The sequence below is a fragment of the Pseudarthrobacter phenanthrenivorans genome, from assembly GCF_036455295.1.
GTDB lineage: Bacteria > Actinomycetota > Actinomycetes > Actinomycetales > Micrococcaceae > Arthrobacter > Arthrobacter phenanthrenivorans_C.
On record NZ_JAYXNX010000004.1, the window covers coordinates 323,324 to 344,268 of the forward strand.

The window sequence follows — 20,945 nt, forward strand, 5'->3', positions numbered from 1 at the left end:
AAGAGAACTCTGAATGACTATCACCACGAGCGTGCGGCTCACCGCAGCTGTAGACGTTCCCGAATCATTTGTGAACGAATACATAGACGTCTATAAGCACCTGCACGCCCATCCGGAACTCTCGGGCCAGGAATTCGAGACTGCCGCCTACATCGAAACCCACTTGGCCGCCCTGGGGATCGACTCATTTCGCTGCGGAGCCACCGGGGTAGTGGCTGTCCTGACGAACGGCGACGGTCCCGTCGTCGGCTTCAGGGCCGACACGGACGGCCTGCCTATCGCCGAGGAGACGGGCCTTGAATACTCCAGCGAGGCCACGGGTACGCAACGGGACGGTACCACCGTGCCCGTGATGCACGGCTGCGGGCATGACACCCATGTTGCTGCCGCGCTCGCGCTTGCCGCCCTCCTGGTGGAGCGCAGGGAGCTCTGGAAGGGGACGCTGGTTTTGATATTCCAGCCCGGCGAAGAAACCGCCTATGGCGCCCGGGCAATGATCAGCGATGGACTTTGGGACCGGGCGCCAAAACCCGAGGTGGTGCTGGCCCAGCACGTACTGCCCGCGGTCAAAGGCACGCTCCTGATTCGGAGCGGGCACATGGCTACCTTGGCAGATTCCTGGAAGGTCACGGTCCATGGCCGGCAGGCACATGGTTCGCAGCCGGAGAAGTCCGTAGATCCGATCGTTGCCGCCTCAGCGATGGTGCTTCGGCTGCAGACCATCGTCTCGCGCGAACTGGCACCATCCACGCCGGCGGTCATCTCAGTAGGAACTTTCCACGCTGGGCTGAAGGAAAACATTATCCCGGCAACAGCTGAGTTTTCGATCAACGTCCGAACCCCGGACGAAGACACCCGCGCAGCCGTACTGGCAGCAATCCGCCGGATTATTTCAGCCGAAGCCGCCGCCTCCGCTGCCCCTGAGCCCACCATCACCGAAATAAACACCTTTCCCCGGTGCTACAACGATCCTGAGGCCACCCGCCGCGTCATCGAAGGTTTCACGACGGACTTCGGCGCAGACGTAGTGACTGACGCCCCGCTGGGGATGGCCTCCGAAGACGCGGGTTTGCTCAGCGACGCGATCGGTGTTCCGGGCGTCTACTGGGCTTTCGGTACCTTCGAACCGGAACTTTTCGACGGCGGCGCTTCACCGGCAGGCAACCACTCGCCGTTCTTTGCTCCAGAGGCGCGTTCCGCCGTCGTCGTGGGAACAGGTGCAGCACTTTCCGGAGTGTTAGCCTTTCTGGGCCGGAACTGAGAATCTGCGGGGCGACAGGCATCCCTGGCGCCCCGCAGCCGAGGTGCCGTGCCCGGGCCACATCCAGGGGGCCGAAGAATCAACGAAGGAACGGGACGTGGAGCAGTTGGACAGCCTGGATCGGCAGATCACGGCCGCACTAGTGCGCAACGGCCGCGCCCCTTGGCGGCTGATTGCCGAAGTCCTCGGTCAACAGGAACGGACGGTGGCCCGCCGCGGCAACAAGCTACTTGAATCCGGTGCGGTACGCATCAATGCGTTCGTCAACCCTGTAGCCGTAAGTTCCCGCACTGCCTTCCTGCTCCGCGTCCAAGCAACTCCCAGGGAACTGCGCAACGTATGTTCATGGCTCGCCGACCAGGACGAGTCTTCGTGGGTTAGCGCCCTATCGGGAGCGAATGAGGCTGTGGCGGGCATGTTCCTCGCCCCCGACGGATTAGGAGAACTGCTCTACCATCGGCTCGCGGCGGTGGACGGGATCCAGTCGTTTAACCTGATGCCGCTGTTCGATTACTTCCGCACCCCGTCCGGCTGGATGCCGGATGTTCTCACCAAACAACAGTATGCGGCGCTCCACCCGAATGAGGATGGCCGCCTTGCCGGCAAGGCGAGCGGCCGGCCGCCGCTTGACGAGACCAGCCGGATGCTGGCCATGCTCCTGCACGGTAACGGCCGCGCAACCTTGGATGAACTGGCTTCTGAACTCTCCGTCTCCAAGGCGACGGTCAGCCGGCGCCTGGATTCCATGACCAGTACCGGAATCGTGTTCATCAGGGCCGTCGTGGACCTGGAAGCCTTCGGCTTCCCGGTAGAATCCCTGCTCACCGTTACGTGTTCAGGCTCATCGAGCAAAACGTTGGGGGAGTACATCGCTGGCCTCCCTGTCACGCGGTGGGCCGCTGCCTCCGGTGACCAACTGGTGGCACAGGTAGCCGTAACCGCCCTCGAAGACCTTGGGCCGCTCCTGGCCGACCTGCAAAACCGCGACGGCGTGGCAGCCGCTCGGTCATCCGTCTACGCGGAGGTGTTCAAGCGCAGCACCCTGCGCTACTACGACGGCATGTTTCAGGAGCCATCGCTGTAGCCTGAGTCCGGAGCCGTTCTTAGAGTGCGCTCGGGTTTGTTCCTAATGCGCCTTAGGACGAGGACGTTTCTGCCACAAATCACCGGGAATTGACACCTCTGGCCGTTGCCCGGCATTGGCCAGCCGTCTTAGGTGGCCAGTCCCCAAAGGAGTGCTGAGAGGTCCTGGCACAGTTGCTCGGCGGCTCGGTCGGCGGCACCGGAGACTGTTGCATAGCTAAAGAATCCGTGGCTGAGTTGCGGGAACACCCGCAGGGTCACCTGAACTCCCGCCCCACGCAGGGCGTGGACGTAGGCCAGGTTGTCTTCGAACAGGAAGTCCAGTCCGCCCACGCCCAGGATGATTGGGGGCAGTCCGGCCAAGGACGGAGCCCGCGCCGGTGACAGCCGGGGGTCTGTAAGGTCCTGGCCTGCTGGCACGTAGGTGGCCACAAGTCCCCCGACTGGCTGGGCCGTCCAATCAGTGGAGGGGTAGAGGAGCATTACGGCTTCAACAGGGATTCCATTGTCGCGGCAGTGCAGTGCTGTTGCGGCGGCGAGGTTACCACCTGCACTGTCCCCTGCCAGCACCAGCCGACGCCCACCGAGTTCCGCCAGGTGGGCGTGCACCCATTCCACAGCGGCCACGGTATCGTCCACTGCTGCGGGGAAGGGGTGCTCGGGGGCTCGCCGATAATCGACCTGCACCACCGTCGCTGGTGTTGCCACGGCCAGGCGGGCAGCGGTGCCTTGGTGCGAGTCGAGGTCCCCGAGCACCCAGCCTCCGCCGTGAACATAAAGGATCACCACGTCGGAGGCTGCTTGGGGGCTTTGCAACCGCAACGCCACCTCTCCCCACGGACCCGGGATCACGAGATCCTGAATGCCGGCAATAGGTTGAGGCCGCGGGGGATAGAACTGGTCACGCATTTCGGCTCCGCGTGCCCTCGCTTCTGCGGCATCATCGATGTCAAAGAAAGGGAAACGCCCGGTAGCTATCATGGCTTCCTCAACAGCGGCAGTCTGCGGGTCCAGTTGTGGTGCCTCGGGTAGGTCCAGGCGGTTGCGCAGGAACGCCACGGTGCGTTCCAGGACCTGCACCACCGAACCGCCTTCAAAGACGTGCCCGCCGTTGGTCTCCATGTATTCCACCCGGACTCCCGCGGCAAGAAGGGCGTCACGGTAGCGGCGGGACTGTTCCACCGGTATCAGTTCGTCTTCAGATCCGTGTGCCACGAGGACCGGGGGCAACCCGGAGTGCACCCAGGCGAGTGGGGAGAACTGCTCAGCGGTCCAATCACTGCCGGCCAGAGGGTCCGGCCTTGCTCCGGCAGCATCCTCAGCGGTCTCGATTTCGGGGGCGCCAGCGGGTGGGTCCATCGGCCCGTACCAATCGACCAGCGCCTGCACCGCGGCGGAGTGTTCCGAGTACTCACGGAAATGGGAGCCCACGCCCGTTAGGCTGTCGAGTTGGTCGTCACTCATGGACGCAGCCAAACACGCCAGATGCGCTCCCGCCGATTCCCCCCATAAAACGATGCGTTGTCCGTCCAAACCCAGTTGCTCTGCGTGGGCTCTCACCCAGCGCACGGCAGCGCGCACGTCTTCCACGGGGGCTGGAAAGGGCGCCTCAGGAATGTGCCGGTAGTCCACCAGCGCCACGGCCAATCCAGCAAGCACCAGCCGCTCGACCACCCAGTGTTCCTGCAGGTTGGGGGATCGGCGGGTCCGGCCTCCCAGGTTCCACCCGCCGCCATGGACCCAGACCACCACAGGCGGGGGAACAGGGGCCGCCGCCCCACCAGTTCCGGAGGGCGGCGCGCTCCGGACCAGAGCGCTTCCCGGGACTCGCAGTTCAAGGGACAAAGGACGAAAGCCGACAGGAGCCGCATAAACAAGGCCATCGAGGACTGCCTCGTCAAATTCACCCCGCCTCGGGGCGGGCCAGGGATAAGCGCTGGCGCCAGCGGCCAAAGGACCGGACATTCGGTGTTGCATACTGCGGCCTTTCATTGCGTTGGGAGCGTGTGACCCACGCCGCACCGAGGTATTGACAGATGGTTCGCAAGTAGTGAAACATGTCACCATAACCAAATGCAACCGGTTACAGTAACCGGTTGCAAAGCCATTAGTTATCAGTGAGGAGAGGCGGCCGTGACCACCCTCTACGACGTCGCCCAGCAGCTGGGTATCTCCAAAGCCACTGTTTCCCGGGCGTTCTCGCGTCCTGACGCAGTGAAAGAGGAGACCCGGGAACTGATTATGGAAACGGCCCGGAACCTGGGCTATGTTCCCAGCCGCACGGCCCGGTCCCTGGCCACGGGGCGACACGGACAAATCGGGTTGTTTGTACCAGACATCGCCAACCCCGTTCACCCCCTCACAGTCAAGGCCGCCCAGGCAATCGCCCGGCGGCATGAGATGACGGTAATGCTCGCTGACCGCGACGCGGAATCTCAATCAGACTGCCATGCCGTCACTGCGTTGGGACGGCAAGCCGACGGGATGATCCTCTTTCAGCCGCAGATGACTGACGATGAACTGCGCCAGATCGCAACTGGGATCCCAATAGTGCTCGTTAACCGCATCGTCGAGGGCATTCCGGCATTGGTCTCATCCGCCCGGGAGGCCATGGTCGAGGTAGTTGACCACCTTGCGGACCTGGGGCACCGGAAGGTGGCCTACATCGGTGTCAACCAGGACACTCTTTCCGCCCGGGAACGCCACGACGCACTCGTGGACGCGCTGCAAAGCAGGAACATGGACCTCACCGAACTTCCCTGCCAGCCTCCGCAATTGGTCGGCGGGCAGGCCGCCGTCGAAGACGTAAGGACCTCCTCTGCGACAGCCGTGGTGTGCTACAACGACCTGATTGCCTTGGGACTGGTTGGGGTGTTAGACGCCGCCGATCGTGCCCGTGCGGAGGCCATCAGTGTCGTGGGATACGACGACATCTGGGCCGTGCAGATCATTCAACCCGCCTTGACCACTGTCCATTTGCCCGTCGCTGAAATCACTGGCCGGGCGATGGGCCTGCTCATGGCGATGATCGGGGGCGAGGACGTGCCCACCGAGCCCGTGCACGTGCCATGCCACCTCGTTGTGCGCGGCAGTACAAAGCCAAGACCCTGACCAATCATTGCCGATCGATCACGCTTCTCTTACCTCTGTTCTCTTACCTCTGTCCAAACCACTGCTCTCAGCTCCATTTCAGAAGGAAAGGCACAACCATGCCCACCCCCAACTTGGTCTCCGGCAACGGGCAGACCACCATCCCACGGCGGATGCCCGGCAAAGCTGCCGCAGGCGCCTGGATTGGCAGCGCCCTGGAATACTACGACTTCTTCATTTACGGCAGCGCCGCCGCATTGATCTTCCCCCGATTGTTCTTTGGACCCCTCGGGGAAACTGGCGCTGTCCTGGTGTCCCTCGGCACCTTCGGCGTGGCGTATGTGATGCGTCCACTCGGTTCGTTCCTCATGGGTCACATCGGGGACCGGCATGGCCGCAAAATCGTCATGTTCCTCACCATCGCCGGGATGGGCGCTGCAACTTTCCTCATTGGACTCTTGCCCACCTACGAGCAGATCGGCATCGCCGCTCCCATCCTGCTGGTCTTGCTGCGTGCCCTGCAAGGGATCGCGGTGGCCGGTGAGCAGTCCGGTGCCACATCCATGACCATGGAACATGCACCATACGGTCGCCGAGCGTTCTTCTCCAGCTTCACCCTCGGCGGGACGCAATTCGGCTTCATCCTGGCCACCGCCGTGTTCCTGCCCATCTCTGCCCTGCCGGACGAGCAGTTCTTCAGCTGGGGCTGGCGTATCCCCTTCCTCCTGAGCATAGTTGTCATGGCGGTCGCCTGGTGGATCCGCCGCTCGCTGAGCGAGACCCCTGAATTCGCGGCCGAGCAATCGGAGGAAACCGCCCACCCGGACAACGACAACAAAGCGCCCCTGCGCTACCTCTTCCGCTACTACACCGCTGACGTCATCAAGGTCGTGTTTGCGGCACTGGTGTCTGTCACCAGCACCATCTTCAGCGTCTATGCCCTCAACTACGGAGTCTCCACCATCGGCATCCCACGCGCGACCATGCTCTGGATGCTCATCATCGCCAATGTCTTCGGCGTTATCAGCATCCCCCTGTGGGCCATTCTGGCAGATCGAATCGGGCGCAAACCGGTCTTCATCACTGGCGCATTTGGCTCGGCAGCCCTGATTTGGCCGTTTATCCACTCACTGAGCAAGGGCGACGTAACCATGATGTATGTGTGGGGCATTCTGCTCTCGGGCATCGTCTACTCAGCCTACGGCGGTGCGGGGCTCGCCGTGTTCTCCGAACAGTTTGAAACCCGCGTGCGGATGTCCGGCATGGCCATTGGCACACAGTTCGGTTTCGCACTGGGCGGTTTCGCGCCCACGATTGCCGCCGGACTGGCCGGCCCGGACCTTACCAACTGGGTCCCAGTGGCAATCTTCTGTTGCGTCTGCGGTCTCGTCGCGACCGTCACGATCCTGACCATGCGGGAGACTGTTCGTCTTGAGACCCGCCAGCTGGGCAACCCGAAGTCTCCCTCAGTAGCCGGTGCACTGGAAACCGCACCGCGCTAACCATGATGTACGTGCGGCCCGGGCGAGGTGGCGCCGGGTTATTCGACCTGGCGCCACTTCGTGCCTCGCGTGCTCACGCTCTCGGCCGGGCCGCCGGCGGCGCAACCAATCGCGTTCAGGCGGCAAACTTCATTGCCGCCGGACAAACCCCTCCGGAACATGAGGATGGGCCCGGACGACATACCGGCCGACCCCAATCCGGGTGATCAGGATGCCCATACCGTAGTGCACCGCCGCAGGCGAGACGGATTGGATGGCGTCCTCCAATGTCGGTTCGACCTCTGCAAGTGTTGCCACATTGACTTCGAGCATTCCCGGCGCAGGCCCGGGTCCCTGCGAAGCACTGACGCTGGTGTGGCCCGCTTCAGTTTTCTTCATGCGCTGTGGATGATTCAAATCGACGATGCGACAAGTTTCTCGATGTCGTCGAGGTCGACCGGAAACCCGGGAAACTCGACTAGGGCCCTAAGCGGAAACGCGAGCACACTCGCCCTGCCTGTCTCGTCCTTGAGTAGATCTCCCATCCGGCCACGGATACCGCCGCGTCCTTCAATGAGCCTGGCAAGGCGCGGGCCGGCGTCGGTGTCGCTGTCCCATTCTCCGAATGTGGACCAGACAGTGAGGGGACGGGGTACCGGGTTGGCCGGGACATCCAATGAGGCAGAAAGGCGGATATCACGGGAAGATGATCCGAGCTCGACAGTGCAGGGACCGCCGTCGTAGACCCAGTGTTCCAGTTCGGTGCTGTAGTGTCCCAGCTGCTCGCGGGTCACATCGAAGCTTAGGCGGACGGATTCTTCGGGTTCCAGATTTACCTTTTGGAAGGCCCTGAGTTCCCGCACTGGCGTGGAAAGGGTGCCCTGGGAACCGCCCACGTATACCTGGACGACTTCGGCGCCGGGATACGTCCCAGTGTTGCTCACTGTCAGTGAAACAGTGAAGGCGAGAGGGGAATCCGCATCGAAAGCGGCCGCGTGCAGGTCCGAGTACTCGAAGGTGGTGTAGGAGAGACCATGCCCAAAAGGAAAGTCCACGCTGATGTCGCGGGTGTCGTAGTACCGGTATCCCACGTAGATACCCTCGCCGTAGGAGACGTGTCCTTCCTCTCCCGGAAAATCAAGGAACGCCGGCGTGTCCTCGAGGCGGACAGGAACGGTTTCCGCCAGCTTTCCCGAAGGATTGACGTCACCAAAGAGGACGTCGACGACCGTTTCACCGTGAGCCTGACCGGTGAGCCAGAACTCGATAATTGACGACGCCTTGTCCCGCCATTCGGCCGTCGTTACCGCCGAACCGTTGCTGAGAACGACAACAATGCGGTCATTGACCGCGGCGAGACGGTCCAGGAGGGCAAGTTGGTTTGCGGGCAGCGAAATGTCGGCCCGGTCCCGGCCCTCGGATTCGAAGGCGGGCGGCAGACCGAGGAAGAGGACCACCGTTTCCGCTGTCGCCGCGGTGGCCACGGCTTCCTCGACCAGCCCGTCGTCGTCGACACCGTCCAACCTGTAGCCGGCGGAAAACAAGGGCTGCCGCCCGAACCGGTCCACCAGCGCGTCGATTGTTGAGACGACCCGGACTGGATTGACTGCTGAGCTTCCCGCCCCTTGATAGCGGGGCGTTCGGGCCAGCTCCCCGATGAATACGACATGCTCCATCGATGCTGCTTCCAGCGGCAAGGCGGCTTGATCGTTCTTAAGCAGTACCGCGGACTCAGCCGCAGCACGGCGGGTGAGCCGGTGGTGTGCTTCCAGATCCGGCTGTTCGCCCTGTTCGATCATTTGGGTGCGGTCCGCCAAAATTTTGAGCCGCGTGAGCGTCCGGTCAAGTTCTTTATCGATCTTTCCGGATTGGGCGGCATCGACAATGCGGGAGTCATCGGGCCTGCCGGGCATACGGAGGTCAAGCCCGGCCTTCAGGGCCGCCACGGGGTCGTGCACCGCGCCCCAGTCTGATACGACGACGCCGTCGTAGCGCCATTCTTCCCTTAGGACATCCGTCAGCAACCAGGAGTTCTCTGATGCGAAGACGCCGTTGATGCGGTTGTAGGATGCCATGACACCCCAGGGATTGGCGTCACGCACTGCTATCTCGAAACCACGCAGGTAGATCTCCCTAAGCGCGCGTTGCGTCACGTCCGCGCTCACCCGCAGGCGGTCCGTCTCCTGATTGTTGACGGCAAAGTGCTTCGCGCAGGCACCGACGCCTTGGCTTTGAATACCCTTGATCATGGCCGCCGCCATGGTGCCCGTAAACATCGGGTCTTCGGAGAAGTACTCAAAGTTCCGCCCGCACAGCGGGCTGCGCTTAATGTTCATGCCCGGCCCAAGGACCATGTCTACGCCCTTGGAGCGGGCCTCCCGGCCCAGGGCCGCGCCCACCGACTCAACAAGGTCCGGATCCCAGGACGATGCGAGGGTTACTGCGGGCGGGAAGCATGTCGACTTCTCGCTGCGCCCGATGCCGAGATGGTCCGGATTTTCGTCGTCCTGAACCCGGAGCCCATGCGGCCCATCAGCCATCCGGAGCCGGCGCAGGCCGGCGTCCGGCAGTCCGTTGGTTGTCCAATAGTCGGCTCCGGTCGTTATGGCTGCTACCTGCGCGGGTGCAGGGGGTGTATCTGTTGTGTGGGTCACTGAAGTCTCCGGGCAGGTTGAGGGAGGCCCGCTCGGTGCAGGCCCGTGTTGGTTTGGTACATGCCGGCTGCTGTGGGCTGGCCGGTCGGCGGTAAGTGCCAGTGATGTGCCCAGGGATGGGTCTTGCGCAACTGGCGGCAGATTTCGACCTTACGTTTGGATGGGGACGTCGCTGTTGCGGGGGGTGCGGTGCGCTTCGCTCACGATCCGCGCACTTGCATATCCATCGGTCCGGGACGGGTCGATGTCGAAACCTTGGACGTGCGGTGCCGTGCCGCTGGCGCCCGCCCAACCGGGATTGCCCGTCCGGGCGAAACGCACGAAGGCATCATGCATGGCATCGGCGATTTCCTGTGGTGGGTTGGGGCCAGCCACCCGGCTCACGTCCGGATCGCCCAGGACGTCAAAGACGAAGGGCACATCGAGGCAATGTTCCGCTACGCCGCTGACCGATGACTTCCAGGTGAAATCGTAAGCCCAGGTAGGGGAGTTGCCTCGAAGAGAGATCCACCGGGGGATATGGCGACGGAACATCAGGTCGCTGACGTATCTGCCCACGACGGCCGCCGTCGTGTTTCCGGCAGTGCACGAGGAGTAGGCGCTGGCGACGGCGTCGTCCGCCCCCATGATTCCCAACGCTTCCTGGGCAGACATTGCGGCGAAGGTATCCGAATGTGCGGCAAGCAGACGACCGAATTCTTCCTGGGTGGAGCCGACCAGAAGGGGAACATCCTTCCCCCGTCCGGCAGCAAGGCCTTCCGCGACCGTCCCCGGTACCAACTGAGTATCGATCACGGGCCCGAGGCGAAGCATCGCTTCGACTTCCCCGAGTTGGCGCAGCCATGCCACGGCATCCTGCGTGGGTACTGGTGCCCGCGACCAGTTTTGCGCTTGGATCAGGTCCTCCTCGGGCACGGAAGCGAAGGCGCGGCTTTCGGCCGCCGCCCCCAGCCGTTCCGCGACACGGAACGTGTAATCCTTGGCGCGGTCAAGTGAAATGTCGACGGGAGCGCCCGATAAGGACGCCGCTTTGTGGAACAGGCCTTGAGCGCGCGGGGCGGTCAGCAGCGTCATTACGGCGCCACCGCCGGCTGATTGACCGCAGAGAGTGACGTTCTCCGGGTCGCCTCCAAAAGCGGCGATGCTATCGCGAACCCATTCAAGGGCCTGTATCCAGTCCAGCACGCCGCGATTCATTGGAGCATCCGGAAGCCATCCGAAGCCGTCGAAGCCCAGGCGATACGAGATCGTGACTGTAACGACCCCGTCACGGGCGAAGGCTGCGCCGTCGTACCAGGGGCTCGCGGGTGATCCAGCGACGTAGCCGCCGCCGTGAATCCAGACCAACACCGGGTACGGACCCTCCCCGGCACCATGGGCAGGCGTGAACACGTTGACATTGAGCGTGGAATTTCCAGGGATGGACGGTTCCGGAATGGTTGTAACCTCCGCCAGAGCCTTGCGCTGGGGCGTTGCGCCGAAGCGCGTCGCCTCCAATATGCCTTTCCACGGGGCTTTGGGTACAGGTTCCTGAAAGCGGTTCTTTCCATACGGGGGCTCTGCATAGGGGATCCCCAGGAATGCGGTGGTGCCGTCCTGCCGCGTTGTTCCGCGCACACGGCCAGCGGGTGTAGTGACGATCATGCCGTCTTTCCTTCGACCAGGTCTGCCTGCTCGGCGAGCAGTTTCCTGCGTGCTGTGCGCCGTTCCGCCTGTTTGTCCGGATCAGGAACGGGCGCCGCGAGGAACAAGCGCTGCGTATAGGGGTGCTTGGGCCGGGCGGTGACTTGGTCCCCCTCACCGGTCTCAACGATTTCGCCGCGGTACATGACAGCCACGCGGTGACTGATGTGCCGGACTACCGCAAGGTCGTGGGAAATGAAGAGGTAGGCGACACCGGTGAGTTCCTGGATCTCGATGAACAGGTCCAGCACACGGGCCTGGGTGGAGAGGTCAAGCGCTGAGACCGGTTCGTCGCAAACAATGAGTTTGGGATCCAAAGCCAGGGCGCGTGCAATGGCGATCCGCTGGCGCTGGCCGCCGGAGAACTCGCGCGGCAGCCTTGACTGCGCATCTGCGGGCAGCCCAACCCGGCCCAGTAGTTCCCGGACCCGGCCCTTTGCGGCAGCGGCCTGGACCCCTGCCGCAGTCAAAGGTTCGGCCAGAATCTGCTCGATCGTCAAAGAGGGGTTGAGCGAGGAGTAGGGGTCCTGGAAAACGACCTGTATTTCGCTGCTCAGCTTGCGCCGGTCCCGTTTGTGCAGGTTGCTGATATCGCGGCCGCTGTAACGTATGGAACCTTCCGTGACAGGGGCCAGACCGAGTACCGCCCGGCCGAGGGTGGTCTTGCCGGAGCCCGATTCCCCAACCAGGCCTACCGTCTCGCCTGGCTTGATGTCGATCGAGACGCCGTTGAGGGCCCGGAAGGGTGCCGCCCTGAGCCGTTTGGTTGGGTAGGCGACGACGAGGTCTTCAACCTCAAGGAGCGTGTTGTTCATGATCGTCCTCCGATGGGAGAGGCGCCCAGAGGCGGCCGTGCCGGACCTTCGTCCAGAATTGCACTGAGCAGGGACTGGGTGTACGGATGGCTGGGATGGTTGAGGATGGTGCGCACCGGTCCCTGCTCGACGAAGACGCCGTTTTGCATGACCGTGACGCGATCGCAGAGGTCCGCCACGACACCGAAGTTGTGCGTTACTAGGAGCATGGCCATGCCGCGCTCTTGCTGGAGGTCGCGCAGGAGGTCCAGGACCTCGGCTTGGACGGTGACGTCCAAGGCGGTGGTTGGCTCGTCCGCAATGATGAGGTCCGGGTCAGTAGAAACGGCTCCTGCGATGAGTACCCGCTGGGCCATTCCGCCAGACACTTCAAAGGGATACGCGTCAAAGGTGCGCTTGGGGTTCGGAATGCCCACCCGGTCCAGGAGTGCCAGCGCCCTCTCTGTGGCTTCCTTCTTGCTCAGCCCCAGGTTGAGCCGGAGCGGTTGGACGAGCTGAAAACCGATCTTGAAGGAGGGGTCGAGGTTTGACATCGGTTCCTGGGGGATATATCCGATCCGGCGTCCGCGAATGTCCTTGTAGACCCGCTCCGATGCGCCCTGGAGGGAAGTACCCAGATGGTCGATGGTGCCGCCTGTAACGCGGCCGCCGGCGGGAAGCAGGCCCAGGACGGAAAAGGCTGTCTGCGTCTTGCCTGATCCCGACTCGCCGATAAGGCCGTGGATTTCGCCCTTGCGCACTTCAAGGCTGACGCCGCGGACGACTTCGAGTGTCGAACCGTCCGGCTGGTCGTAGCCAACGCGCAGGTTCTGGACGGTCAGCAGGGGAGCAGCGGGCTTTTTTTCGGTGAACGGATCGTCGGGGTGGACGATCGTCTCGTGGTCTGGGCCGGATGGTTCCGGTGCTGCAGTCCTGGAACGTCGGGCTGTGGATTTGCTTGAGCGGCGCCGGGTCACGACGGTCCGTTCCAGTTCATCCCGCATGGCATTGGCCAACAGCGTCAGGGCAATACAGGTAAGGGAAATTGCGAGTGACGGCCACAGCATGAGCGTGGGAGCTTTGTAGATGTTTGTGAATGCATCATTGAGCATCTGGCCCCACGTCGGAACTGAGGCATCACCCAGCCCGAGGAATTCAAGACCGGACTGAATTGCGATAGCTATGCCTGCGATGATCGCGGACTGGATGATGATGGGGGCCCGGATGACTGACGGAATATGGCGGCTGATAATGCGGAAGTCGCTGAGCCCGGACACCCGGGCAGCATCGATGTAGAGCTCGTGCCGGATGGCTGTGACAGCTGCATAGACGAGACGGAAGTAGGCAGGTGACAGCAGGATGCCGAAGACGACCATCGCCAGCCAAACCGAGGGACCCAGCACTGCCCTGGCAGCCAGCAGAACCACCATGGCGGGCAAGGCCATGACGAGCGAGGTGAGCCACGACGACACGGAGTCGAACCATCCGCTGTAATAGCCGGCCAAAAGCCCGGCGATGACCCCAATCAGCAGTGCAGTGACCAGGGCGACGAGGGCTGATGCAATGCTTACCTGGGTTGCGGCCAGCAGCCGGGACAGAACATCGCGCCCGGCGCTGTCCGCTCCAAGCGGATGGGCTGGGCTGGCGGGAGACAGTACCAGATCAAGGGCTGCTTTGTTCGGGTCCTGTGGAGCGATCCATGGCCCGATCACGGCGATGAGCCCCACGAAGGCCAGGAAGATAAGGGCTGCAAGTCCGACGGGACGGCGCCGCAGCCTCCGCAGCAGCGAAGCGCGGACCTGCGGTGTCGGCAGTGCCTGGGGGAGGTTGATGATGGTCATGACAAACGGACCTTCGGGTTGAGTGCGGCCTGGGCCAGATCGATAACAAGGTTGACGATGACGACGATGATGGCCGCCGTGATGACCACTCCCATGACTACGGGAATGTCGCCCAGAGTCGTTGCCTGAACTGTCAGTTGGCCGATGCCCGGCAGGGCGAATACCTGCTCAATAACAACGGACCCACCAAGAAGTCCGACAAACTGCAGTGCCAGGACGGCGAGTGCGGGGCCGCCTGCGTTGCGGAGGACATGCTGGTAGATGACCCGGTTGATACCGATCCCCCGGGCGCGCAGGGTCCGGACGTAGTCGCGTGACATTGCATCGACTACCGCGCTTCGGATCTGCTGGGAAACGCTGGCAATAGCCGCCAACGAGAGCGCCACGATCGGCAGAGTCACCGAGGCGAGCCAGCCGTTGGCCGACTTGGTCAAGGGAACAAATCCGGTCGCTTTGAACCAGTGCAGATTGATAGCGAATACCACGACCAGGAAGAGTGCAATGAGGAAGTTGGGAATGGCAAACCCTATGACTGAAACCAACTGCACGAGGCCGTCGATCCACCCACCGCGCCGCGCCGCCAGAACTCCCAGGAGAATGGAGACGATCGCGGAAAGCACGATGGCCCCGATAACAAGCGAGACCGTAACAGACAGCCGGTTGGAGACGCTTGCCGAAACCATCTCCCCGTTAAACCAGGACCGGCCAAGGTTGCCTCCGATGGCTGAACTCAACCAGTCCCAGTACTGGACAGCCAATGGACGGTCGATGCCGAGTTCCTGGACCTTCTTGGCCACGGTCTCCGCGGGTGCATTCTCACCCAGAATGCGCCGGGCAATGTCGCCACCGCCGAGATACAGCAGTGTGAACGCGACGATTGAAATCGTAAAAACCAGAATCACGCCGGAAATCACGCGGCGAATAATGAATCCAAGCATGTTATTTGTTCCTGAGAGTTGGAGTGCGTCCCCCTGCTGGCAGGGGGACGCAGTACCACTACTTCTTCGGTTCGAAGTCGTAGATGGCCGGGAAAACGTTGGATGGCAGCATTTTCACGGAAGTGGCTGAATCCGTGGCGAAGCTGTTGTTTGGGCGGTACCAGGGAGCAAACCAAGCCTGCTCCACGATGTACTTGTTAAGGTCCTTGGCCGCCGTCTGCCGGGCACTTTCGTCGCCCACCTGGACCTGCTTTATCAACTCGTCGGCCTTGGGGTCCGCATATTTGAACGGGTTCCATACGGCGGTGGGGGAGACCATAAATTGGATCAGCTGCCAGTCTGACTGCTGTTCCAGGCCGATCCACGCCGCAGGGTACTTCGGGGCGAGGATGTCCGAGACAAAGTTGCTGGCGGCGTCCGTGAACGCGACCTTGATCCCGACATCTGCGAGTTGCTGGCCAAGCAGAGTCCAGGTTGTTGCGCCGACGCTGGCTGTCGTAGGCATGTTCAAAGTGAACCCGTCCGGGTATCCGGCGTCGGCCAGAAGCTGCTTCGCCTTCTGGGGATCAAAGGCGTAGCGGTTGTCCAGGTCAGCGTCAAAGGCTGCAGAGCGCTTCGGGAATACCTGCTCGGTGACGGTGCCGTTGTCGAACTGCAGGGCCTTGAGGAGTGCCTTGCGGTCGAAGGCATAGTTGATGGCCTGCCTGACCCGCACGTCGCCAAGGGCCTTGTTCGAAGTGCCTGCCCGGTCAAGAAGCAGCATGCCGAACACATTCATCTCGTTCTGGTTTACAGTCCAGCCTGCGCCCTTGACCTCTTCGAGGTTGTTGTTGTTGAGGAGGCGAACGCCGTTCACCTCGCCCGATTTGATGGCGTTAAGGGCAGCTGTTGCGTCTGCCATCACCTTGATGACCAGCTTGTCGTAGTGCTGGACACCGGCATTCCAGTACTTCGGATTCTTCGTGTAGACGTAGCTGGTGCCAATGACTGTTTCCTTGGTATCCAGGATGTACGGCCCGGAACCGATCGGGTTCGTGGCCAGACTCTTGGGGTCCTTTGAAATGGCATCGCCGCTGGCGATAAGACCCGGGTCGCGGGCCAGATAGTTCAGCATGGCGGGGTCGGGTGCCGACAGGTGAAGCACGACAGTCGAGTCATCGGGAGTTTCGATGCTCTGGACGGCCTTAAGGAACGAGGCGTCCGGCGACGTCCCCTTCTGGAAACGCTCAAGGTTTGTTTTGACGACGGCAGAGGTTAACTTGCTTCCGTCGCTGAACGTGACGTCTTTCCGAAGGTTCAGGGTCAGCGCCGTATTGTCCGCGTTGTAGGACCATTTCTCGGCGAGAAACGGCTCAATTTTTCCGTCGGTCGTAGCGCGCAAGAGGGTGTCGTAAGCCGCCTGGTAATAAGGCGAGATGACGGCCCAACCCGAGCCCGCGGCGTCGAGGGTCGTAGGGGCCAACGTGTTGGCCAGTGTCAGCGTGCCTCCGGAGTTGCTGCTTGATTCCGAGCCCGGGCTGGAGCACCCGGTCAGCGCAAGGGCGGCAATGGCCAGGGCCGCCGAGGCGGTCTTCCATCGGAACATCAATGGTCCTTCATTAGTGGGTGATACCCCTGTGGATCACCGCGTGGATTGATGATACCCATGAAAACTTACAGTTGTATATATTTTCAAGTAGACTTTTTTGGAAAGATGTTCGCGGGGCATGCCGCTCCGCCGTCGCCGCACCCTAAACCGGCCGGCGCCGGAGCTGTGAGGGCCTTCGAGTTGTGGGGTCGTCCGAATGATGGGATGTTGGTGCAATGTTGGACACAACCGCCAAGAAGGCCGGCGCGCGGGGCCCCTACGCGAAAAGTGAATGGCGGCGTGCCCAAATCCTGCAGGCGGCCTTCGATGCCTTCGCGACCGTGGGCTATCGAAATGCAAGCATGCTGCAAATGGCCGCCGACTGCGGGGTGAGCCGCACAGCCCTCCTGCACTACTTCCCCACAAAGGAAGCCCTGCTGGAAGCAGTACTCGAAGAACGAGACCGAAAAGATGACGAGCTTTTCTTCGCCAATGCGCCGGAGGAAAGCTCTGACGGCATCGAGTACTTCAGCAGGCTTATCAGGGTAATTGAACATAACGCGCAAAATCCGGGAATCATAAGTTTGTTCGCCGTCTTGTCCACCGAGGCGTCCGATGCCGGCCATCCGGCTCACGACTACTTTGTGGCGCGGTACGAGAGAGCCCTCAGACGCACCAAAGCTGCCCTCGGGAACCTGGCAAGCCGCTCGCTCATAAGGCCGCATATTGAATTGGACGGCTTGGAAACGGACATCATCGCGCTCGTCGATGGACTCCAGGTCCAGTGGCTGTTGATGCCAACCCAGTTGGATATGGCCGGCCGCCTCAGGGCGAGACTCCGAGAGCTGACAACAGCGGAAATACCGTAAGAAGTTTAACTGCCGCTCCCATTCCCGGTGGGCGGTCCCCGGGGAAGACATTCTCGTTGGCCAGAACCTGCGTGCGCGTGGGAGCGGGCGCTCCTGGCGTTGGAGAACCAAGCAGCTCACTGCAAGTCAAAGGGCAGCGCCTTGTAGGCAGTTTCTTTGTTCATGTTCCAGCCGGCGACGATGCCCGAGCCGATCATTTGGTCGCTGAGCCGGGCGAGGCGGTAGGCCGGGTCGGTGTCGAGGGCGAGTTGGAGGAATTGGTGTGCTTTGCTGCCTCGTCCTTCCCACCAGTTGATGTAGCCGATGGCCGTGAGTACGGGTGCTGCGTGTTGGGGACTGGTGCGTGTGTAGGCGTGCAGGAGCAGTTGCTGCGCCCACTCGATGCGTGACCACTTCGGGGCCTCTTCAGTCTGTGCGAACAGGACCNCCGTGAGTACGGGTGCTGCGTGTTGGGGACTGGTGCGTGTGTAGGCGTGCAGGAGCAGTTGCTGCGCCCACTCGATGCGTGACCACTTCGGGGCCTCTTCAGTCTGTGCGAACAGGACCTGTTGCATTGGTTCGTCCAGTCCCGGAATGTCTGCGATGAGGCGGTCACGAATGGCTGGGAACTGCAGGTTTGCGACTAGGGCATGGCATTCGCCATCGTTTGGGAAAGTCTTCGCGTCGAGCAAGCCAGCCCAAAGTTTGCGGGCCTGCATGAGCGCGGTGCCGTCGGATAAGGACCGAATAATGTCGATGCAACGTTCGACGGCGGCCGCTTTGGCTTTTTCCTGGGTGCTCGTGGGGAGCGTAATGCGGTCAGCCCGTTCGATGGAGCTGCCTCGGTAAATGAATTCAGCGTTGATCGCGCTGGTCTGGGTCGAGCTGACAGGGAGGGCCACGTCAGTGCCGGGGTCGCCATCGTAGGGCGAAAAGGTTTCGTCTCCAACGAAGAGCCCGTCCCGGATGGTGATGCCCCGTTCGGCAAGGACCCCGGTGAGCGCGGCGATGGTGCCGGCGTGCGGCCTTGGCTCTCCGGGTCCGCAGTGTTCGCTGGTGTACACAGCGAACAGGATGGACGTCGCGGCAGTGTCGCTCGCCAGGTAGTGGGCGACGGTGCGCGCGTAGGGGAGTTCCTGGCCAGCCTGGCGGGGGAGGTCGATGCGGAGCGTGGCTCCGATGCTGTCTTCGTTCAGGGTGATGCAGACCAGGCTTTCCCTTGGCCAAAAGCCTAGGGTATGCCCAATGAAGCTGAGTACGTCTGACGGTGTCTTGATCGTGAGCTTTTCCATGATCCCCGGGTTTCCCTTCACCCTGTGTGTGGCCGTGAATTTTGCGGTTGTTGGTTGTGGGCGTCGTTCTGATAGGGGACCAGCCGCTGGGTTGTGGGGCCGTAGTGCAACTTGGGGGACCGGCAACGGAGACGAAAACTTCAACCGTGGGGGACTTCATCCATGCGGTGTCTGCCGAAGTTTTCGTTTTCGGGGCCGGCGCGTTAGCGCCCTGGTTGCGCGTAGGACCCGCCCAGCGATCATGGGACACGTCAGAATGACAAGCAGCGGTGGAACGTTTACCTCTCCATCGGAGTCAGTAAGGCAAACGGCATGATTTTCCGCGTGCACCCAGGGGTGAGGGACTCCAGCAGCGTTGGGGGCCGCTCCATTACTGCTGGAGTGGGAGCCTTGGTAATTTCCGGGGCCCACGCGGATCCGGTTGCGCGATCCCGATTCCCTAAACTTCTCAGTATCACTGGCCCCGTCCAGCAGGGGCGAACGGCACTATATAGAGGAGTCCTTTATGGCCCCGCCAGTTTACGCTTTTGGTGATGTTGTGCCCGTTGTGCACCCCACGGCATATATCCACCCGACCGCGAGTCTCATCGGAGACATCATTGTGGGCCCGGGGTGTTATGTCGGCCCACAAGCTTCCTTAAGGGGAGATCTCGGGCGGTTCGTTATGAAGGAAGGGGCAAACCTGCAAGACGGGTGTATTGTCCATACTTTTCCGGGACGCCTAACGGAACTAGGCATGAACGGGCACGTGGGACATGGTGCCGTCCTGCACGGCTGCCACGTGGGCGATGATGTCCTCATCGGTATTGGCGCTATCGTCCTTGATGGCGCGGTCATCGGCAGGCAAGCGTTTGTGGGCGCTGGATCCTTGATTACCTCGAACACAGAGATCCCAGCCCGGCACCTCGCTCACGGTAGTCCCGCACGTGTGGTCCGTGAACTGACTCGGGCCGAGTTGGCCTGGAAGGCTGATGGAACCGCGACGTACCACTGGCTCACGCATGTCTCAGCCGATCATCTCACTGAAACAGAGCCGCTACGCGAGGAAGAGCCCACACGTCCGGCCCTGTTGCGGCCCCCGGGTGGTGCAAAGACGCTGCATGAGGCGAGGGCAGGTACTGAGCCCGGTTCCGCACCGACAACGAAGAGCCGATAGGCGCAGACCTGCTGCTGCTAGGGCTTTCGGCGCCGAACCCGTGATATAGCCGCGGACCCCTATAACGGCGCGTCATGCAGTGTTCAGGCACGTCTATCGACGCACGGGTTGCGCGGTAACGCTATGTCTGACGCGTTGCCTTGGGTCCCTTGTTCACTGATCCGGTGTCCGCGGAGATTCCTGCCGCGGCGGATTTTCGAAACTCCGAAGGGGTCATGCCGAACTCGGTCTTGAACGCTTTGGCGAGCCACTGGGCATCGTGAATACACCATTTTGCCCCCACCTCGGCGATGGTGAGATGGGCAGTGCGGTAATCAGCAAGGTCACGATGGACAGCCTGCAAACGGCCCTTCCGGATCAGGCCGGTAAGCCCGTGTCCCGTCCGTGCGAACAGACGCTGAACTGTTCGCACGGATACGTGGTGGATGGAAGCAATCTGCTTCAGGCCGAGGTCCGGGTTCTGCAGGTTTCGATTAATATGGGCTTCGATTTCATGCCGAAGCACCTCAGCCATATCCTCGAAGGCGGGCTCATAGTCCTGAAGGACGACGCTGGCCAAAAGGGCTCCGCCGGCTGTGGCCAAATGGTTCGATGCCGCCGTCGCGGGGCCGGCCATGGAAGCGCAGGCGCTGATGAACTGGGCCAGGAGCGAGCCGGCCCCAGCTGTAGCCGACCAAGGGTGCGCCCTCGCTTCGTCTATGGCGGCACGCGGGGCGCCCAAGACAGTCGAGGGTGCGGTCATGACCTCGCATTCCCACGGACCACTGAAAGTGAGTCGATAGGGTATCGCTGTGTCGTAAAGGCCGAACTCCCCGGGAGAGACCGTCAGTTCGCGTCCGGACTGTTCAATGATGCAGCGCCCCCGGCGCATGGTGCAGACCTTGAGCAATTCCGTCGGCGATTGACGCACTGTGCGGTCTGTTCGCACGAGCTGCTGCGGAGTGCCTGATATTCCATAGACACCCACCTGGCCAAATTCCCTGACCGCCATTGCGCCGGAAACCTTCACGGCAGAACTGCCAAGGCCGGTTACTTCAAGGCCGCCGAACGTTGACTCGATATCGTGATACCAGGCGTCAGCTATCAGACTTGCAGCCATGCACGGCACCTCCTTGTGTCCGGTGATAGTGGCGCCAATGGACAACTCTCGCGTCGTCTGCGGACAACCCCACCTGTTGTGCTACGTGTCACAGTATAGGCATCGCCCCGGACGCACGGACTGTTCCGGTACCGCAGATGCTTGAGGACCGAGGGCCC

The 20,945-nt window shown here is 62.0% G+C and carries 16 protein-coding genes; 6 read left to right on the top strand and 10 right to left on the bottom strand.

The annotated features are described in order from the left end of the window. Window positions 1-13: 13 nt before the first annotated feature. Both VXJ37_RS07550 and VXJ37_RS07555 read left to right on the top strand, forming a co-directional pair. Window positions 14-1,261, top strand: coding sequence for an amidohydrolase (locus VXJ37_RS07550; RefSeq protein ID WP_331322431.1), 1,248 nt, complete (start codon window positions 14-16; stop codon window positions 1,259-1,261). 97 nt (window positions 1,262-1,358) lie between these two features. After that, window positions 1,359-2,345, top strand: coding sequence for an Lrp/AsnC family transcriptional regulator (locus tag VXJ37_RS07555; RefSeq protein WP_331322432.1), 987 nt, complete (start codon window positions 1,359-1,361; stop codon window positions 2,343-2,345). A gap of 128 nt (window positions 2,346-2,473) precedes the next feature. On the opposite strand, the gene VXJ37_RS07560 is transcribed toward VXJ37_RS07555, so the two are convergent. Continuing rightward, window positions 2,474-4,411: an alpha/beta hydrolase fold domain-containing protein gene (locus VXJ37_RS07560; protein ID WP_331322433.1), complete on the bottom strand. Its 1,938-nt coding sequence runs from the start codon at window positions 4,409-4,411 to the stop codon at window positions 2,474-2,476. A 66-nt stretch (window positions 4,412-4,477) separates the two neighbouring features. On the opposite strand from VXJ37_RS07560, the gene VXJ37_RS07565 reads away from it, so the two are divergent. Beyond that, the gene (locus VXJ37_RS07565) at window positions 4,478-5,455 is read left to right on the top strand and encodes a LacI family DNA-binding transcriptional regulator (RefSeq protein WP_331322434.1); all 978 of its coding nucleotides are present in this window, start codon (window positions 4,478-4,480) and stop codon (window positions 5,453-5,455) included. Window positions 5,456-5,553: 98 nt separating this feature from the next. Further along, window positions 5,554-6,936: an MFS transporter gene (locus VXJ37_RS07570; protein WP_331322435.1), complete on the top strand. Its 1,383-nt coding sequence runs from the start codon at window positions 5,554-5,556 to the stop codon at window positions 6,934-6,936. A 129-nt stretch (window positions 6,937-7,065) separates the two neighbouring features. Here VXJ37_RS07570 and VXJ37_RS07575 read toward each other — a convergent pair whose 3' ends face one another. The 7 genes from VXJ37_RS07575 to VXJ37_RS07605 form a co-directional block, all read right to left on the bottom strand. Then, window positions 7,066-7,314 carry a hypothetical protein gene (locus VXJ37_RS07575; protein ID WP_331322436.1) on the bottom strand — a complete coding sequence of 83 codons (249 nt, stop codon included), beginning with the start codon at window positions 7,312-7,314 and terminating at the stop codon, window positions 7,066-7,068. A gap of 14 nt (window positions 7,315-7,328) precedes the next feature. Next, entirely contained in the window at window positions 7,329-9,569 is a 2,241-nt protein-coding gene (locus tag VXJ37_RS07580) for a beta-glucosidase family protein (protein WP_331322437.1), read from the bottom strand. Between the two features lie 150 nt (window positions 9,570-9,719). Then, a complete protein-coding gene (locus tag VXJ37_RS07585; RefSeq protein WP_331322438.1) occupies window positions 9,720-11,213 on the bottom strand; it encodes a carboxylesterase/lipase family protein in 1,494 nt (497 codons plus the stop codon). After that, window positions 11,210-12,067, bottom strand: a complete 858-nt coding sequence (locus VXJ37_RS07590) for an ATP-binding cassette domain-containing protein (RefSeq protein ID WP_324644978.1) — start codon at window positions 12,065-12,067, stop codon at window positions 11,210-11,212. The genes VXJ37_RS07585 and VXJ37_RS07590 overlap by 4 nt, the downstream gene beginning before the upstream one ends. Beyond that, the gene (locus VXJ37_RS07595) at window positions 12,064-13,887 is read right to left on the bottom strand and encodes a dipeptide/oligopeptide/nickel ABC transporter permease/ATP-binding protein (protein WP_331322439.1); all 1,824 of its coding nucleotides are present in this window, start codon (window positions 13,885-13,887) and stop codon (window positions 12,064-12,066) included. Before VXJ37_RS07595 ends, VXJ37_RS07590 begins: the two co-directional genes overlap by 4 nt. Beyond that, complete coding sequence (locus tag VXJ37_RS07600) at window positions 13,884-14,825, bottom strand: ABC transporter permease (protein WP_331322440.1); 942 nt, start codon at window positions 14,823-14,825, stop codon at window positions 13,884-13,886. Before VXJ37_RS07600 ends, VXJ37_RS07595 begins: the two co-directional genes overlap by 4 nt. Before the next feature lie 58 nt (window positions 14,826-14,883). After that, window positions 14,884-16,410: an ABC transporter substrate-binding protein gene (locus VXJ37_RS07605; RefSeq protein ID WP_331322441.1), complete on the bottom strand. Its 1,527-nt coding sequence runs from the start codon at window positions 16,408-16,410 to the stop codon at window positions 14,884-14,886. A 218-nt stretch (window positions 16,411-16,628) separates the two neighbouring features. Between VXJ37_RS07605 and VXJ37_RS07610 the strand changes: the two genes are divergently transcribed. Further along, window positions 16,629-17,261 carry a TetR/AcrR family transcriptional regulator gene (locus VXJ37_RS07610; RefSeq protein ID WP_331322442.1) on the top strand — a complete coding sequence of 211 codons (633 nt, stop codon included), beginning with the start codon at window positions 16,629-16,631 and terminating at the stop codon, window positions 17,259-17,261. Between the two features lie 116 nt (window positions 17,262-17,377). Here the strand turns inward: VXJ37_RS07610 and VXJ37_RS07615 are convergent, their stop codons facing one another. Beyond that, the gene (locus tag VXJ37_RS07615; RefSeq protein WP_331322443.1) at window positions 17,378-18,532 is read right to left on the bottom strand and encodes a DUF4192 family protein; all 1,155 of its coding nucleotides are present in this window, start codon (window positions 18,530-18,532) and stop codon (window positions 17,378-17,380) included. 814 nt (window positions 18,533-19,346) lie between these two features. Here VXJ37_RS07615 and VXJ37_RS21135 point away from each other — a divergent pair. After that, window positions 19,347-19,688, top strand: a complete 342-nt coding sequence (locus VXJ37_RS21135) for a hypothetical protein (RefSeq protein WP_369605608.1) — start codon at window positions 19,347-19,349, stop codon at window positions 19,686-19,688. 121 nt (window positions 19,689-19,809) lie between these two features. On the opposite strand, the gene VXJ37_RS07620 is transcribed toward VXJ37_RS21135, so the two are convergent. After that, complete coding sequence (locus tag VXJ37_RS07620) at window positions 19,810-20,787, bottom strand: helix-turn-helix domain-containing protein (protein ID WP_331322444.1); 978 nt, start codon at window positions 20,785-20,787, stop codon at window positions 19,810-19,812. Between the last annotated feature and the right edge of the window lie 158 nt (window positions 20,788-20,945).